The sequence below is a fragment of the Allostigmatella hybrida genome (assembly GCF_020103775.1).
Taxonomy (GTDB): domain Bacteria; phylum Myxococcota; class Myxococcia; order Myxococcales; family Myxococcaceae; genus Hyalangium; species Hyalangium aurantiaca.
Window position 1 is genome coordinate 43529 of record NZ_JAHXBH010000021.1, and the last position, 16915, is coordinate 60443.

The 16915-nt window shown below is 68.0% G+C and carries 14 protein-coding genes and 1 pseudogene; 13 read left to right on the forward strand and 2 right to left on the reverse strand.

Translation table 11 applies throughout. From position 1 onward, the window contains the following. The first annotated feature begins 33 nt into the window (after positions 1-33). From KY661_RS26140 to sthA, 4 genes are all read left to right on the forward strand, one after another. Complete coding sequence (locus tag KY661_RS26140; RefSeq protein ID WP_225412810.1) at positions 34-756, forward strand: RNA methyltransferase; 723 nt, start codon at positions 34-36, stop codon at positions 754-756. Positions 757-861: 105 nt separating this feature from the next. Then, positions 862-1050 carry a hypothetical protein gene (locus tag KY661_RS26145; RefSeq protein WP_225412811.1) on the forward strand — a complete coding sequence of 63 codons (189 nt, stop codon included), beginning with the start codon at positions 862-864 and terminating at the stop codon, positions 1048-1050. A gap of 60 nt (positions 1051-1110) precedes the next feature. Next, positions 1111-1923, forward strand: a complete 813-nt coding sequence (locus KY661_RS26150) for a pseudouridine synthase (RefSeq protein ID WP_225412812.1) — start codon at positions 1111-1113, stop codon at positions 1921-1923. Beyond that, entirely contained in the window at positions 1916-3334 is a 1419-nt protein-coding gene (gene sthA, locus KY661_RS26155; protein WP_225412813.1) for a Si-specific NAD(P)(+) transhydrogenase, read from the forward strand. The genes KY661_RS26150 and sthA overlap by 8 nt, the downstream gene beginning before the upstream one ends. A 24-nt stretch (positions 3335-3358) precedes the next feature. Here the strand turns inward: sthA and KY661_RS26160 are convergent, their stop codons facing one another. After that, on the reverse strand, positions 3359-4720 hold the full coding sequence (locus KY661_RS26160) for an L-type lectin family protein (RefSeq protein ID WP_225412814.1): 1362 nt from the start codon (positions 4718-4720) through the stop codon (positions 3359-3361). Between the two features lie 176 nt (positions 4721-4896). On the opposite strand from KY661_RS26160, the gene KY661_RS26165 reads away from it, so the two are divergent. From KY661_RS26165 to KY661_RS26180, 5 genes and pseudogenes are all read left to right on the forward strand, one after another. Beyond that, on the forward strand, positions 4897-5223 hold the full coding sequence (locus KY661_RS26165) for a hypothetical protein (RefSeq protein ID WP_225412815.1): 327 nt from the start codon (positions 4897-4899) through the stop codon (positions 5221-5223). Between the two features lie 51 nt (positions 5224-5274). Continuing rightward, entirely contained in the window at positions 5275-5733 is a 459-nt protein-coding gene (locus KY661_RS26170) for a hypothetical protein (RefSeq protein ID WP_225412816.1), read from the forward strand. Between the two features lie 428 nt (positions 5734-6161). Beyond that, a pseudogene (locus KY661_RS37910) lies at positions 6162-6395 on the forward strand (DUF7151 family protein); the annotation flags it as partial. 36 nt (positions 6396-6431) lie between these two features. Beyond that, positions 6432-7844: a DUF7151 family protein gene (locus KY661_RS26175; protein ID WP_225412817.1), complete on the forward strand. Its 1413-nt coding sequence runs from the start codon at positions 6432-6434 to the stop codon at positions 7842-7844. Between the two features lie 282 nt (positions 7845-8126). Then, positions 8127-9539 carry a serine/threonine protein kinase gene (locus tag KY661_RS26180; protein ID WP_225412818.1) on the forward strand — a complete coding sequence of 471 codons (1413 nt, stop codon included), beginning with the start codon at positions 8127-8129 and terminating at the stop codon, positions 9537-9539. A gap of 206 nt (positions 9540-9745) precedes the next feature. On the opposite strand, the gene KY661_RS26185 is transcribed toward KY661_RS26180, so the two are convergent. Continuing rightward, positions 9746-10108 carry a nuclear transport factor 2 family protein gene (locus tag KY661_RS26185; RefSeq protein ID WP_225412819.1) on the reverse strand — a complete coding sequence of 121 codons (363 nt, stop codon included), beginning with the start codon at positions 10106-10108 and terminating at the stop codon, positions 9746-9748. Positions 10109-10323: 215 nt separating this feature from the next. Between KY661_RS26185 and fusA the strand changes: the two genes are divergently transcribed. From fusA to KY661_RS26205, 4 genes are all read left to right on the forward strand, one after another. Further along, the gene (fusA, locus tag KY661_RS26190) at positions 10324-12438 is read left to right on the forward strand and encodes an elongation factor G (RefSeq protein WP_225412820.1); all 2115 of its coding nucleotides are present in this window, start codon (positions 10324-10326) and stop codon (positions 12436-12438) included. Positions 12439-12562: 124 nt separating this feature from the next. Continuing rightward, positions 12563-14032, forward strand: a complete 1470-nt coding sequence (locus KY661_RS26195; protein ID WP_225412821.1) for a DEAD/DEAH box helicase — start codon at positions 12563-12565, stop codon at positions 14030-14032. A 15-nt stretch (positions 14033-14047) separates the two neighbouring features. Then, a complete protein-coding gene (locus tag KY661_RS26200; protein WP_225412822.1) occupies positions 14048-15970 on the forward strand; it encodes an ABC-F family ATP-binding cassette domain-containing protein in 1923 nt (640 codons plus the stop codon). Positions 15971-15989: 19 nt separating this feature from the next. Beyond that, the gene (locus KY661_RS26205) at positions 15990-16889 is read left to right on the forward strand and encodes an aspartyl/asparaginyl beta-hydroxylase domain-containing protein (RefSeq protein WP_225412823.1); all 900 of its coding nucleotides are present in this window, start codon (positions 15990-15992) and stop codon (positions 16887-16889) included. Positions 16890-16915: the final 26 nt, after the last annotated feature.

Here is a 16915-nt window from a genome sequence, read left to right on the forward strand (position 1 = left end):
GTTTGATAATTCAGGAGTAGAAGGCCCGGGCCCATGGTGTTGCCCATCCGCTTTGTCCTGATGCGTCCGCGCAACGCGGAGAACCTCGGTGCCGCCGCGCGGGCCATGAAGAACTGCGGCCTGTCCCACTGGACATGGGTCCGGCCCGAGGCGGAGGACCTGGCCCCCGCGCGCCGCCTGGCCGTCCACGCCGAGGAGCTGCTCGACGGGGTGCGGCGGGAGGACACGCTGGAGGCGGCGGTGGCCGACTGCGTCTGGGTGGTGGGCACCAGCTCCCGCAAGGTGGAGGGCAAGCGCCGGCTGGCGCCCCGGGCCGTGGGCGAGGAGCTGGTGGCCCGCGCCGCCCAGGGGCCCGTGGCCATCGTCTTCGGGGATGAGCGCAGCGGGCTGACGAACGCCGAGGTGGAGCGCTGCCATGATCTCTCGGCGGTCCCCACGGACCCCTCCCAGCCCTCCATCAACCTGGCGCAGGCGGTGCTGCTGTACGCCTACGAGGTCCGCATGGCCTCGCTCGCGGCGGCCCCCCCGCCCCCCGCCCCACTGCCGGTGGCCGCCTCGGACGCGGAGCTGGCGCGGGTGGAGGAGACGCTGGAGACGCTGCTCAAGTCGGGAGGCTTCCTCGTGGACCCGCACGCGGGGCGCACGGGCCTGCGGGACTTGTTCGCCCCGCTGCGGCGCTCCCGGCTCACCCACCACGAGGCCCGGCTGTGGCTGGCGGCGCTCCACACCCTGCGCAAGCGCCTGACGGCGGGCTGAGCGCCCTCCGCCTGCTGCTCCCCCAGCAGCCAGGGGGCCATGAGCAGCCCGCCGCCCCCGCCAGACCTACCTTCTGGGGACACCGAACTCCCGAGGGAGGGACCCATGCACCACAAGCCCAAGAAGGACATGAAGTTCGGCGGCGGCGAGGCCACGCCGTCCCGGGAAGCCGGTTCGGAGCAGGCCCCGGGGCGCACCCCCAACTCCGCCGAGGGCAAGGACGGCGAGCAGCGCCGGATGCCCGGGGGAGAGCCCGGGAAGACCCCGGGCTCGGCCGAGGGCGAGGACCGCTAGCCCTCGCTTCGCGGCAGGCCTGCTGCTCCATGGGCGGGCACCGGGTACAGTGCGCCGCCCATGCCCCGTAAACCGCCCCCGCGCCGCGCGCCCGCCCTTCAGGACAACACGTCTCGCCCGGCCCGGTGGGAGGGCAAGACGAAGCCGGACTGGCTGTCCCGGGCCCTGGCCCGGGCGGGCGCCCTGCCCCTGAAGCAGGCCGAGGAGGCCATCGAGCAGGGGCGCGTCACGGTGAATGGCCGCGCGGTGCGCCAGCCGCTCGCCCCCGTGCCCGAGGGGGCGGTGCTCAAGGTGGACGGCCTGCCCATCCGCCGCGAGGTGGAGACGCACGTGCTGGCCTTCCACAAGCCGGCCGACTTGCTCACCTCCACCGTGAGCCAGCACCGCACGGGCACCGTGTACGAGGTGCTCCTGCCCCAGCTGCCGGATGCGCTGGCCCGCTACACCTGGCACGCGGTGGGCCGGCTGGACCGGGGCACCACGGGCCTGCTGCTGTTCACCAATGACGAGAAGCTGGTGGCGCACGCCACCGCCCCGGAGACGCACCTGACCAAGCGCTACGTGGCCACCGTGCAGGGCACTGCGGACGACGCCCGCCTGGAGCCGCTGCGCCGGGGCGTCCAGTTGGAGGACGGGCCCACCCGGCCCGCCCAGGTCCAGGTCCGCGACGCGCACACCGTGGAGGTCATCGTCACCGAGGGCCGCAACCACCAGGTGAAGCGGATGCTCGGGGCGGTGGGGCTGCCCGTGCGCGCGCTGCACCGGGAGGCCATCGGTGGGGTGGTGCTGGATGTGCCCGAGGGCGCCTTCCGCCCGCTCACCCCCGGGGAAATCACCGAAGGACTGGGCTACACGGGAAGACACCATGGTTGATGTGGACTTGCTGGTCATCGGCTCGGGCCCGGCCGGCGAAAGCGGGGCCGTGCAGGCCGCGCGCATGGGCAAGCGCGTGGTGGTGGTGGAGAAGGAGCCCGTGCTGGGAGGCACCGCCGCCAACACCGGCACCCTGCCCTCCAAGACGCTGCGCGAGACGGCGCTCTACCTCTCCGGCTACCGGGCCCGGGGCCTCTACGGCGTGGAGCGCAGCCTGCGCCACGAGGCCACCGCCTCGGACTTCCTCTACCGCGAGCGGCGGGTGAAGGACGTGGAGCGGCTGCGCATCGGGCAGAACCTCCAGCGCCACGGGGTGACGGTGCTTCAGGGCACCGCCTCCCTCGTGGACGCGCACACGGTGCGCATCCGCCAGGAGGGCCACCCCGAGCGCCTCCTCACCGCCTCCTACCTCCTGGTGGCCACCGGCTCCTCGCCCTACCGCCCCCCGCTCTACCCGTTCGGGGATGACCGGGTGCACGACTCGGACGAGGTGCTCGAGCTGGCCGAGCTGCCCCACTCCATCGTGGTGGTGGGCGCCGGCGTCATCGGCTGCGAGTACGCGTGCATGTTCGCCGCGCTCGGAATCCCCGTGACGCTGGTGGATGGGCGCAAGGAGCTGCTGCCCTTCCTCGACGACGAGTTCTCCGCGCTGCTCGGCCAGCGCATGGCCGCGCTCGGCATCCAGATGCGCCTGGGCTTCACGGTGGAGGACCTGCAGATGACGCCCGGGGCGCCCCTGCGGCTGACGCTCTCGGGGGGCGAGGTGCTGGAGACGCACCAGGTGCTGGTGGCCTCGGGCCGCTCGGCCAACACCGCGGGGCTGGGGCTGGAGGACGTGGGCGTCACCCTGGGCACCCGGGGCCTCGTGGAGGTGAACGCCACGTACCAGACGTCCCAGCCCCACATCTACGCGGTGGGCGACGTCATCGGCTTTCCCGCCCTGGCCTCCACCTCCATGGAGCAGGCCCGCGTGGCGGTGCTGCATGCCTTCGGGATGCCGCGGGGGCTCTCGCCCATCCTGCCCTACGGCATCTACACCATCCCCGAGGTGTCCATGGCCGGGGAGACCGAGGAGTCCCTGCGCGCGAAGGGCACGCCCTACGTGGCCGGCCGCGCCGCGTTCGCCACCAACCCCCGGGGGCAAATCATCGGCGAGCAGCACGGGCGGCTGAAGCTGCTCTTCCACCGCGAGAGCCTGAAGCTGCTGGGCGTCCACGTGCTGGGCGAGCAGGCCTCGGAGCTGGTGCACGTGGGGCTCACCGCGCTGGTGGCGGGCGCCGGCGCCCAGCTCTTCATGGAGACGTGCTTCAACTACCCCACGCTGTCGGAGGCCTACAAGACGGCCACCCACAACGCGCTCCACCAGCTGGAGCCCCGGGATCAAGCCGCCCCCGTCAGCACGGGGACGTGAGGCGGCCTGCCTTGCCCGCGCGTCTTAGCGGCGCGGGCCCGTCACCTGGCGCAAGGAGACGTCATCCACGAAGGTGCCCACCCCGTTGGAGCTGCCCACGTCGCGCAGCTCCAGGCGGGAGTTGGGGCCGTTGGCGCGGACGCGCACCGTCGCGTACGTCCACGACGTCTCGGAGAGCCCCTGGCCACTGGCCTCCAGCTGGGTGACGACCTCGCCGTTCCACACCACCTCCAGGGCGTTGTCCGAGACATCCGTGCCCGGCCGGGCCGCGAACGCCAGCCGCAGCTCGTACTCGGCCCCCGGCCGCGTGGCCACGTCCTGGAAGATGCCCGTGGTGTCGGCCCCATCCAGCTCCACGAGCTGATCTCCCGACACGGGGCTGCCCGCGGCGCGGTTCTGCAGCTCGATGGAGCGCCCCACGGAGCGGCTCCACCCGGGCACGTTGGACACGAGCCGGAAGTTGCCCCGCGGCAGGGAGGGCTGCTCGAAGCTCCCGTTGATGAGCAGATCCCCACGCTGACCGGGGCCAGGACCCGGACCATGGCCAGGACCCGGGCCATGGCCCGGCGGCGGCGGCGGGGGCGGCACCTGCCGCGGCTGGAAGGTCAGCCGCACGTCACGCACCGCGTGCATCGCGGTCGCATCGCCGGTGGCGGCCGACAGGCCCAGCCGGTCCGAGGAGAGCTGCACCGAGCCGCGCCAGTCGATCTGCTGCTCGCCATTGAGGAAGACGCGGATGCCATCGCGCTCCACCTCGACGCGCAGGGTAGCCCAGTCATTGCCGGTGTAGACGCCGGGGTTGCGGCGCGCGGCCAGCGTGCGCCCCGTGCCGTCGGTGAGCAACAGGCCGCGCTCATCGCCATAGAGGGGCAGGTGCACGCCGAAGCCCTGCCCGTCGGGGGCGAAGCCGCGCGTGCCGCCCGTGGGCAGGGAGTCGCGGCGGTTGGGCGGACGGCGGCCGAACATCAGCACCAGCCCATCCCCGGAGACCCACGGGCCGATGCCGCCCCGGTTGTACGTGGAGAACTGGAACTGCACGGCGAACGGCGCCTGCACGGGCTCATTCAGGAAGACGGCCCCCGCGGCCTTGCGCCGGTTCTCGGGGATGAGGACCAGGCGGTTGGCCTCCACGCGGGGGTAGCCCGCGTTGAGGGTGGACAGGAAGGTGAAGCGCGCCGAATTCTGGAAGCTCCAGGGCGGCGTGTCCTGAAGGGCCGCCTCCCAGCCAGAGCCGCCGCCCCAGGCGGGCTGGCCACCGGGAACCCGCACGCCTTGCAACGACGTCGACGGCTCGGTTTGAGCCCACGCCCCGGCCGAACCCAGCCCCAGTCCCCACGCCCCCAGAATGGCCAGTACTTCGGCGCGCCTTCGACGGTTCAAACGCATTGTGCCCCTCAGGAATTGCTACAGGCGCACATCTACTTGAAAAGGGCGCCCCGGGGCAGGGGGCTGTTGGAAAACGGGACCTGACGCCGCCGGACAGGCTCTCGAAAAACAGTCGGCTCCGGCAAAGCGCACGCGGCACTGCCCTGGCGCCGGCCAGAGGGCCAGCATGGAGGCGCATGGCCCTTCAGCCTTCTCTGGCTGCCCTTCGAGCGCAGCTCCGCACCTCCCCCTTCACGCCGGAACTGGCCCGGGAGCTGGGCGTCTCGTTGGACGAACACATCGATCAGGTGGTGCACTTCGTCCTGCACCCGCGCGAGGAGCCGCAGCTCGCCGTGGTGGAGACGGAGGGCCTGCTCGACGAGGGCCACCGCCCACCCCGGGAAGAGGACATGGCGCGCCACCTGGACCGGTCGGACGCTTCGCCAGAGCCGGATTCCCAGCGTGAGGAACTTCGGTCCTACCTGGAGTCGCAGCGCCTCAAGGAACGCATCGCCCTGGACTGATCCGGCGTCGCGTTCCAACCCTCACCCGCACAAGGAGTGCCCATGGGAGTGATGCTCGACGGTTTCCTCAAGAGGCTGCGCAGGGGCCTGGGCCACGCCACGCAGGGGCTGTCCTGGTACACCCGCTCCCCGCTGGGAAGACGGGCCGCGCAGACCGGGCTCTCCCATGTCACCGGGGAGCCGGGAGCCCCGCGGGGCCAGGGCTTCAGGAAGCTCGACCGGCTGAGCGGCGCGGGCCGGCTCCTGAGCACATTCTCAGGATTCGCCAGCCGGTTTCTCGGACAGGCCACCCACCTGCTCAGCCTGTCCGGGCTCAACGGGCTCTGGGCCTTCCTCCAGGGGGCGGACAGCCCCCGGGAGCTGCTCGGCATGACCCAGCAAGTCATGGCGGCCCGCCGCTCATGTCAGGCCAAGAATCCCACCACCGAGCTGATGGCCAACCGGAACCTCTTCCAGCTCGTCGCCTACCGCTATGCCCAGACGCTGAAGCAGCAGGTCCAAAACCGGTAGCCATACTCATCCCATGGTGTGGGGCGAAAGGAATTCCTTAGGAAGTGTTGAGTTAGAGCGATCGCAGCATGATGGGCCTGACCAGCGGTCGACCAATCACAAGAAGTTGGGGCGGTGCTCAGAAAAGCAACCTGCTCACCTGCCCCTGCTCAACACCCTCTTAGTAATACCCGGCCATATCGGGACACCGCTCCGAGGGAATCGACCCTCTGGAGTTCGCCGGTATTCGGAAAGCCCTCTACGAGAGGGAGAGCCGCCTGTGGCTCTCTGGAAGTGACTGCGTAGTATTAGAGGCATAAAAAGGCCATAAACACCACCAAAGCCATCCCGTGCCACAAGAGGCCTGCTCCAGTTCATGAGGACTTCCTTGCTTGCACCTAGCCTGCAGCTGGGATAGGCCGCAACAGCTTAACCAAGGAGATCAAGCCATGCCAATTTGGACCAGATTGTATGGGTGTATTCTAGGAGTCCTCTTCACGGCCTGCGGTCAGGGAGCCGACTCAGAGGGCCCAGCACCACAAGACAAACCCAGCCAAGGAATCCTTTTCCGATGGAGTGCGGCACCTCCAGGGGGCCTTTGCGAGGACGGCGGCACGGCTGTCCAGTTTGGTGCCGACACGAACGCCAATAACGTCCTAGACGATGAAGAAGTGACCCGAACTACTCACACTTGCCATGGAACAGCACGCACTGAAGTAGTGCCAGGGACGAAGGTTCTGCTGCATCTTGAGGCCGAGGTCATTGGAACCAACTGTTACTATGGCGGCACCTCGGTCCGAACTGGTATTGACACCAATGGCAATGGCATTCTGGAAACGGCCGAAGCCACACAGACAGAATTCGTCTGCTCGTCCGCTCCGCCTTATGCAACGGGTTGGGCTGCCTCGTCTCCCAACGGCATCACGTCAGGGCTCGCACCCATCGGTTTCTGGGTACCTAGCGGACGGAAAGTTACCATTTTCAAGGCCAGTCCGTCGTCGCAGCTTAAAATCACTGTCTCAGACAGCCTCATCAGTGGACACCTCGTCAACGGCGGCCAAAGCACCTATGAGGTCCGGATGAACGGCGGCAGAATGTCACCGGCATGCTATCAAACACAGTACACCTGGAACGCAATGGGATGGAGCACCTCTTTCTCGTTTCCATTCTCCACCGTATGCCTTACTGACCAACTGCCCGTTGGACTCTATGAGTTTGAGACCTGGATATTCGCAAGTACAGGTCAAGCAGGCGTCGGCTATGGAGTCTCACAACCTCTCGTGCTTGTTGAAGAACTCACCCAGGCCGCCAACTACGGAAGCTCCACGTCCGGAAGCACCTTCGAGACCACAAACACGGTCTTCCAGAGAGCACCAGGAAGATCTGTGTCCTACCAGAAAAAAACGCAAACCTCACTCTTGAAGATAACCCTCGCCGACACATTGCGCACCGGCTACAATCAGAACCACGGCGTTGGCACTGTTATGGTGAGAATCGACAACACCAACACAGCCTGCTTCACCGGAAAACACAACGCACAGGGCACTGGAAGCGACATCGCCACTCCTTTCGTAATGACGTGCATATTGCAAGGCATCTCATCTGGAAACCATACGTTCAGCGTATGGCTCAGAGCAGACTCCGGCGGCGGCACACTTCTGGGCTGGGAGCGCTCCTATCCACTTCTCCTTGTTGAAGAATTGCCCAATCAAAACATCACCTACACCCAGAACACATCCGCAAGTGGAGAGGTAGGAGGCGACTGGTCCATCCTCAGCGGCCGCTCATTGATACACTCCATCAGCGCCAGTGGAAAAACCCTGCGCGTGACCTATTCAGACACCTTTCGTCCAACTGCAGGATGCAACGATTACTACGGGTTCTACCAACTCTATATTGATGGACAGCCCTCCAGATGCATCAATAGCCAGATGGCATACAACAGCGCGGGCACTTATCAAGACCACCACCACCCCATCAATCAGGTATGTTTATTTAAAAACCTCTCCCAAGGCCCCCATAGCTTCGCTATTGCCTCAACAACCCGGCAAAACAACGGCACCACCTGCGGCACCAATCACTTTGGTTGGAACCGAGGGCAGCCCTTGCTCTTGATCGAAGAATTGCCGTAGTTCAACAGCCTTTCCTCCAGCAAGAGCGGGCACCCCTCATTCAGAGGAGTAGCTGAATAGCACCTGCTCGTGTAAGTTCTTGCTCATTCGCCTTGCAGGTGGCCGAAGAAGCCCCGGACGAGGCTTGTTCGGCCAGTCGGCCTGCCTAAACGTTTAGACAGGCCGCTGCAACCCTCATGGTTTCTCCATCCCGCCCATCAGAGCACATGATGGCCTGCCTACGTCTGACGTAGGCTCCAAGCCTTTGGACGGTGTACCCTTTTTCCGCTGAAGGCCTTTTTCATGGAGACCACGCACGATTGCGGCTGGAAACAAGGCTTCCTTCTGGAAGGAACCCGAATCGGCGCGTGGCGCGTGGTGCGCTGGTACGGACAAGGGGCGCATGGTGCTGTTTACCAAGCCGTGCAGGTGCGCTCCCCATGGCCCTCTCCCGTGGCGCTCAAGTTGGCACTTGCTCCAGAAGACCCGCGCTTCGCCCGCGAGGTGGCGCTGCTCACCCGCGTGCGCCACCCATGCATCCCTCGCCTTCTCGGCCATGGGCATTGGCGGCACCCGGCGGGGACGCTCCACCCCTTCATCGCCCTGGAATGGGTTGAAGGCCCGTCCCTGTATGACTGGGCCCGCGAGCGCAATCCCTCCTCCCGCCAGGTCCTCCTGCTCCTCGCCCAGCTGGCCCGCGCCCTCCAGGCCATCCATGGGACTCACGCCGTTCACCGGGACGTGAAGGGCGGCAACATCCTGGTTCGTGCTTCGGATGGCAGGCCTGTCCTCACCGACTTCGGCTCCGGCGACTACCAGGGCTCCGAACGCCTCACGTGGCGCTCCATGCCTCCGTTCACCCGGGCCTACCGTTCTCCCGAGGCCTCTCGCTTCGCCTTCCGCTTCATCCACGAGCCCGAGTCCCACTACGTGGCCCGGCCTTCCGACGACCTGTTCTCCCTGGGCGTCACCGCCTACCGGCTCCTCACCGGCCTTTACCCGCCTACCCAGTTGCCCTCGGCAGAGGCGCCTGCGTGGAACCCCGAGGACGAGGGACCCGGGTCTCTCCGGAAGCTCAACCCACGGATGGCGCCTGCGCTCGGAGCCCTCGTCCTGCGCATGCTCTCCCCCCAGCCCGAAGCTCGCGGGACGGCCCAGGAACTGGCCGAGGCGCTGGAACTCGCTGCGGCACGCGCGGGCACAGAGGCGGATCTTCCCCTCTTCGAGCCGTCGCGCCTCCCACTGGAAAAGCCCCTGCCGTCCAGGCAGGCCCGTTCCTGGGCCATGGGCCCGCGGAGCGGTACCGCACTGGCGGTGGGACTGCTCCTACTCCTGTGGCTGGCTCAGACCGCGACCCAAAGGGCCGACGTGTCCCTCCTTCAGAGGCAGGATGCTGGAACCCCCGATGCGGGCAACGTGGCCGTGGGTGACGGCTCACTGACGGCTCCCAGCGCTCCTCAGCAGGCCCTTTCCGCCTCCGAGGGCATTGCGCTGGAGCTTCCCTCCAAGCCCTTTCCTGGACAGCACAGGCCGGATGCGAACAACCAGTGCCCCCGCCGAGGGCAGGTCGCGATCAATGGCGGCTGCTGGATAAAATTCGCTCTGGACGATGAAGCCTGTGCGGCGAACGCCGACACCAGCTACGTCTACAAGGGCCGGTGTTACGCCCCGGCCTTCCCTCCCCGGCGCCAGCCCACTTCCACCCAGGGACCCTAAGAAGGCCCAGCGGGCTGCCTAAACGTTTAGGCACCCCCTCGGTTGGGACGAGGGCCGAAAACTCCATCGAGGTGTCTAACTGGTTAGACACCTCACCTCCCGGTTGGGGCAAGGACCGAGGAACCCATCGAGGTGTCTAACTGGTTAGACACCTCACCTGTCTAAACGTTTAGACACCTCTCCCCGGGGTACACCCATCCACCCGCTCAGCCGTGGTAGACGCGCGAGGCGACAATCTTCCCGCCCCGCACCTCCAGCACCTCGGCCACCGGCATGGGCGCCTCCCCGGGGGCGTGGCGCAGGTACTCCATGAAGACGCGCTCCCCGTCCGCCGTGAGCGCCGTCTCCTCGTAGCGCAGCCCGGGCAGCCGGGCGTTGGCCTCCTTCCACCACTGGGCCAGGGCCGGCTTGCCCACCAGCTTGCCCCCCGTCTCCGGATGCAAAACCCGGATTTTCGGAGAGGTATGCGTGGCGTCCTCGGCGTACAGGGCCACCAGGGCCTCCACGTCGTGGGCGTTGAAGGCGCGCAGCCATTCGCGCGCGAGGGAGAAGTTTTCGGCAGCACTCATGTGTTAGGAGACCTCGGGAAGGCGTACCGCAGGCCCCGGACGCAGGGCTCCAGCGCCTCTCCTCATATAATGACGCAAGCCAGGCTGGTAGGCGGAGGTGGGAGCACGGGGTGCCCCACCGACATGCGGATTTGGCTGGAAACTTGAACTTGTGGGAAGTAGAGGCCCCGCCTGCCCTGTTCCCTCAGGCATTTCAAAAGAAGAAGGACCAGATCGTGGCCTCCAACGTACCCATCGAAAAGATTCGTAACATCGGTATCTCCGCCCACATCGACTCGGGCAAGACGACGCTGTCCGAGCGCATCCTCTTCTACACGGGCCGCATCCACGAGATCCACGAAGTGCGTGGCAAGGATGGCGTCGGCGCGAAGATGGACTCGATGGACCTGGAGCGTGAGAAGGGCATCACGATCCAGTCGGCCGCGACCTACGCGATGTGGGGCGAGCACAACATCAACCTGATCGACACCCCGGGACACGTCGACTTCACCATCGAGGTGGAGCGCGCGCTGCGCGTGCTCGACGGCGCCATCCTGGTGCTCTGCTCCGTGTCGGGCGTGCAGTCCCAGTCCATCACCGTGGACCGGCAGATGAAGCGCTACAAGGTTCCGCGCATCGCGTTCATCAACAAGATGGACCGCGCCGGTGCGAACTATGATCGCGTGGCCGCCCAGCTCAAGGAGAAGCTCAACCACCACCCGGTGAAGCTCCAGTACCCGATCGGCGCCGAGGACCGCTTCCAGGGCCTCATCGATCTGGTGCAGATGAAGGCGTTCTACTTCGACGGCGAGAGCGGCGAGACCGTGCGCGAGGAAGAGATTCCCGCGGACATGCTCGACGAGGCGAAGCTGCGCCGCCAGGAGATGGTGGAGGGCGTGGCCGAGGTGGATGACACGCTCGGAGAGCTCTTCCTCGCCGACGCGGCCATCAGCAACGACCAGATCGCCGCGGCCATCCGCCGGGCGACCATCGCGCTGAAGATGACGCCGGTCATGTGCGGCTCGGCCTACAAGAACAAGGGCGTGCAGCTGCTGCTCAACGCGGTGTGCAGCTACCTGCCCAACCCCAAGGAAGCGACCAACGAGGCCCTCGACCAGAAGAACAACGAGGCCAAGGTCATCCTGGAGTCGGATCCGGCCAAGCCCTTCGTGGGCCTGGCGTTCAAGCTGGAAGACGGCCGCTACGGGCAGCTGACGTACATGCGCGTCTACCAGGGCCGTGTGGCGAAGGGCGACTTCATCTTCAACCAGTCGAACCAGAAGAAGGTGAAGATCCCCCGCATCGTGCGCATGCACGCCAGCGACATGAACGACATCAACGAGGGACAGGCCGGTGACATCATCGCCCTGTTCGGCGTGGAGTGCGCCTCGGGCGACACGTTCACCGACGGCACCGTGAGCTACACGATGACGTCCATGCACGTGCCGGACGCCGTGATTTCGCTCGCGGTGAGCCCCAAGGAGCGCACCTCGACGGCCAACTTCTCCAAGGCCCTCAACCGGTTCACCAAGGAGGATCCGACCTTCCGCGTGCACCGCGACGAGGAGAGCGCCCAGACCATCATCAGCGGCATGGGCGAGCTGCACCTGGAGATCTACATCGAGCGCATGAAGCGCGAGTACAACTGCGAGGTCATCGCCGGCAAGCCGCAGGTGGCCTACCGCGAGACGATCAGCCAGAAGGGCGAGTTCTACTACACGCACAAGAAGCAGACCGGTGGTTCCGGCCAGTTCGCGCGCGTGTGTGGTTACCTCGAGCCCCTGCCGGCCGACGCCGTGCAGCAGTACGAGTTCGTGGATGACATCGTGGGCGGCTCCATCCCCCGCGAGTTCATCCCCGCGTGCGACAAGGGCTTCCAGGAGGCCGTGAAGAAGGGCAACCTCATTGGCTTCCCCGTGGTGGGCGTGCGCGTCGTCATCAACGACGGTGCGTTCCACGCGGTGGACTCCAGCGAAATGGCGTTCAAGACCGCCGCCATCATGGGCTTCCGGGAAGGCTACGCCGCGGCGAAGCCCATCATCCTGGAGCCGATGATGAAGGTGGAGGTGCAGGCGCCCGAGGACTTCCAGGGCTCCGTCGTCGGCCAGCTCAACCAGCGCCGCGGCACCATCCTCAGCACGGAGAACCGGGACGGCTACCTCATCGCCGTGGCCGAGGTGCCGCTGAACGCCATGTTCGGTTACTCCACGGACCTGCGCTCGGCGACCCAGGGCAAGGGCGAGTACACGATGGAGTTCGCCAAGTACTTCCCCGTGCCGAAGAACGAGGCGGAGGCCCTGATGGCGGCCTACCGCGAGAAGCAGGCGGCCGAAGCCGCGGCCCGTAAGTAGTCCGGGCATTCGCTCTACACGAAGTGCAGTAAAGGGAGGGCGCCTCACGGGTGGAGGCGCCCTCTTCCTTTTTCCGGGTCCCGTTTGTTCGGAGCCCTTCCTCCACCCGGACCTGACGAGAACCATGACTTTCGAAGAACTGAAGCTCTCCGAGCCGCTGCTTCGCGCCGTGAAGGCCGAGGGCTACACCACGCCCACCCCTATCCAGCAGCGGGCCATTCCCCCCGCGCTCACCGGACAGGACGTGCTGGGCTGTGCCCAGACGGGCACGGGCAAGACCGCGGCGTTCGCGCTGCCCATCCTCCACCGGCTGTCGTCCGGCCGTCCCCCTCCCGCCGCGCATGGCCGCCCCATCCGCGTGCTCATCCTCACCCCCACGCGCGAGCTGGCCAGCCAGATCGCCGAAAGCTTCCAGTCGTATGGCCGCTTCACCGGCCTGTCCTGGGCGGTCATCTTCGGCGGCGTGGGCCAGCATGCCCAGGAGCAGACGCTGCGCCGGGGCGTGGACGTGCTCATCGCCACCCCGGGCCGCCTGTTGGATCTGATGAACCAGGGGCTCGTGTCCTACAAGGCGCTGGAAGTGTTCGTGCTCGATGAGGCGGACCGCATGCTGGACATGGGCTTCATCCACGACGTGAAGCGCGTCATCGCCGCGCTGCCCCCCAAGCGCCAGACGCTCTTCTTCTCGGCGACGATGCCGCCGGAGATCCAGTCCCTGGCGCAGGGCATCCTCAAGAGCCCCGTGCGCGTGGAAGTCACCCCGGAGTCCACCACCGCGGAGACGGTGGAGCAGAAGATGTTCTTCGTGGAGCGCGAGCAGAAGCGGCACCTGCTGGTGCACCTGCTGGGCGACACCTCCATCCGCCGCGCCCTGGTCTTCACCCGCACGAAGCACGGCGCCAACCGGGTGGCCAAGCACCTGGAGTCCTCGCGCATCAGCGCCGAGGCCATCCACGGCAACAAGAGCCAGAACGCCCGCGAGCGCGCCCTGAGCGCCTTCAAGGACGGCAGCTGCCGGGTGCTGGTGGCCACGGACATCGCCGCGCGAGGCATCGACATCGAAGGCATCACCCACGTCATCAACTTCGATCTGCCCAACATCCCCGAGTCCTACGTGCACCGCATTGGCCGCACCGGCCGCGCGGGCGCGGTGGGCACCGCCCTGTCCTTCTGCGACGGGGAGGAGCGCGCCTACCTCCGGGACATCGAGCGCACCATCCGGCGCAACGTGCCGGTGATGGCCGACCACCCGTTCCGCTCCGGCCAGGCGGCCCCCGCGCCCACCGAGCCGGGCGAGGCCCGCCCCCGGCCCGCGCAAGAGGGACGGCGGCACCCGGGCGGCCAGCGCCCCCAGGGCCGCGGCCCGGGCAATGGGCAGGGTGAGGGGCGCCACCGGCGCCGGGGCGGCGGCCGTGCCGGCGGAGGCCAGAGCGGCAATGCCCGGCAGGCCGAGGGCCACCGGGGCTCCGGCGGCCGGGGTTCCGAGGGAGGCTCCCGGGGTTCCGGGGGACGCCCTTCCGGGGCGTCTGCCCCCGCACAGGCGGCTTCCCGCCCGGCCCCCCCTCCGGTTCGCACCGCTCCGAAGTGGCTCTGAGGTAAAGAGGGCCCCGTGACCCTGCTCCGCGCCGCCAACGTCCAGCTCAGCTTCGGCAGCCGTACCATCTTCCAGGGGCTCACCCTCACCATCGAAGAGGGTGAGCGCGTGGGCCTGGTGGGGGTGAATGGCTCCGGCAAGTCCTCGCTGATGAAGATCATGGCGGGGGTGGCGCGGCCGGACACGGGCGAGCTGCAGCTGCGGCGCGGGGCCCGCGTCACCTACCTGCCCCAGGAGCCGGAGTTTCCCGAAGGCGCCACGGTGGCCTCCGAGCTGTCCGTGGCCCAGGGGCCGCTGCGCGAGGCGCTCGCCAAGCACACGGAGCTCAGCCGGCGGATGGAGACCACGCCCCCGGAGGGCCACGCCAAGCTGCTGGAGCAGATGGCCACGCTCTCCGACCGCATCGAGCACCTGGGCGGCTGGGACACCGAGCACCACGCCCGGATGCTGCTGGACCGGCTGGGCGTGAAGGACTGGGACAAGCCCGTCGCGCAGCTGTCCGGCGGCCTGCGCAAGCGCGTGGCCATTGCCCGGGCGCTGCTCACCCAGCCGGACCTGCTGATGCTGGACGAGCCCACCAACCACCTGGACGCGGACACCGTGGACTGGCTGGAGGAGGAGCTGGACAAGCTCCCCGGCGCGCTGCTCCTGGTGACGCACGACCGGTACTTCCTGGACGGGCTCGTGGACCGGATGGTGGAGATTCAGCCCGGCGAGGGCGTCACCTCGTACCCGGGCAACTACGAGGCCTACATCGAGCAGAAGGTGGCCGCGCAGGAGCAGGCCTCCCTGGCGCAGCACAAGCGCGAGCGGTGGATTGCCCAGGAAGTGGCCTGGCTGCGCAAGGGCCCCGAGGCCCGGCGCACCAAGAGCAAGGCGCGCATCGACCGGGCGCGCAAGCTGATGGCGGAGAAGGGCTTCGAGCGGCCCAAGGCCGCGGGGCTCCAGGTGGTGGCCGCGCCCCGGCTGGGGCACACCGTCATCGAGGCCGAGGGCGTGAAGAAGGCCTTCGGCGAGCGGCGGGTGCTGGACAAGGTGGACCTGCGGCTGCAGCGCGGCGAGCGCGTGGGGCTGGTGGGCCCCAACGGCGTGGGCAAGACGACGTTCCTGCGCGTGCTGCTGGGCGAGCTGCCGCCGGATGACGGCAAGCTCGTCATCGGCAAGAACACCAAGGTCGCCTACTACGACCAGAGCCGGGCCGCGTTGGATCCGGAAGCCACCGTGTACGAGGCGGCCTCCTCCGGCGAGGACTGGGTGGAGATGGGCGGGCAGAAGATCGCCCTGCGCGACTACCTGGACGATTTGCTCTTCCCGGTGCCCATGCAGCGCCAGAAGGTGCGGGCGCTGTCGGGCGGCGAGCGCAACCGGCTGCTGCTCGCGCGGCTGTTCCTGGAAGGCGCCAACGTGCTGGTGCTGGACGAGCCCACGAACGACCTGGACATCGTCACGCTGAACATCCTGGAGGGGCTCTTGCTGGGCTTCACCGGCAGCGTACTGCTGGTGACGCACGACCGGTACTTCCTGGACAAGGTGGCCACCTCCATCCTCGCCTTCGAGGGCGAGGGCAAGGTCATCCGGTACGAGGGCAACTACGCCATGTACCGGCGCCTCAAGGAGCAGTCCGAGGCGGCCCGGGCCGCGGCCGCCGCGCCGAAGAAGGAAGCCCCGGCCCCCGCTCCCGCCTCGGAGGCGGCGAAGTCCGCGCGCAAGCCCGGGAAGCTCTCGTACAAGGAACAGCGGGAGCTGGAGGGGATGGAGGCCGCCATCGAGGCGGCCGAGACGCGCAAGGGCGAGCTGGAGGCGAAGCTGGCCGACCCCGCCGTCTACAGCAGCTCGACGAAGGTGCCCGAGCTGCAGCGCGAGCTGGACGCGGCCACCACCGAGGTGGACCGGCTCTACGCCCGCTGGCAGGAACTCCAGAACACCGTCAGCGGGTAAGCCCACCCGGGGAGCCGTCATGCCGGACGCCGCCACCCAGCAGGTCCTCATCCAGGTGCACCATGCCCTCGTGCAGCTCGCGCGCCAGGGCGGCTACATCGATGCGGTCATGCAGGCGGGCAGCGAGCTGGACCGGCTCAAGGCGTACCTCGAAGTCTGGGAGGGCCGGCGCTCCGCCCCGCCGGCCCGGCCCGGCCAGGCCCCGGTCCTCTTCCCGCCCTTCCCCGGCCTGGAGGAGCGCCCCTGGCGCGACCCAGCCAGCATCCCCGAGGCGGCGGCGCTGGAGCGGCACTTCCCCGCGGTGCTCGAGGACCTGGAGCGGCTCGAGCAGGCGGACCTGGTGAACTACAGCACGGGCATCGTCCAGGGGGGCCAGTGGTCGGTGCTGCCCATCTACCTGGCGGGCGAGCGCGTGGACCGCCTCTTCCGGCCCGAGCGGGCCCTGGACGCAACGGCGGCGGCCGTGGAGTCCCTGGCGGGCCAGTGCGCCGCGTTTCCCCTGAGCGACGTGCTCTTCTCGGCCCACACCCCTGGCACGCGGCTGACGCCCCACTGCAGCTGGGACGGGTTCCGGATGCGGCTCCACCTGGGGCTGACGATTCCCCCGGGGTGCGGCATCCGGGTAGGTACCGAGTCCCGGACGTGGGAGCCGGGCCGCGTGCTCGCCTTCCACGACTCCTTCGAGCACGAGACGTGGAACACGGGCGAGGGGCGCCGCGTGGTGCTCATCGCCGACTGCTGGCACCCAGGGCTCACCGTGCCCGAGCGCGAGGCGCTGCTGGCGCTGACGCGCAAGTTCGAGGTGCGGCGCATCCTCGCCCTGCTGCGCATTCCGGATTCCATGGAAGCCCCCCTCATGGCCCGCTTCGCCGAGGCCGAGCGGGACGATCCCCTCCTCCAGCGCTTCTGGCGGACCTGACGGGGGGGAAGTCTCCCGGCGCGCCA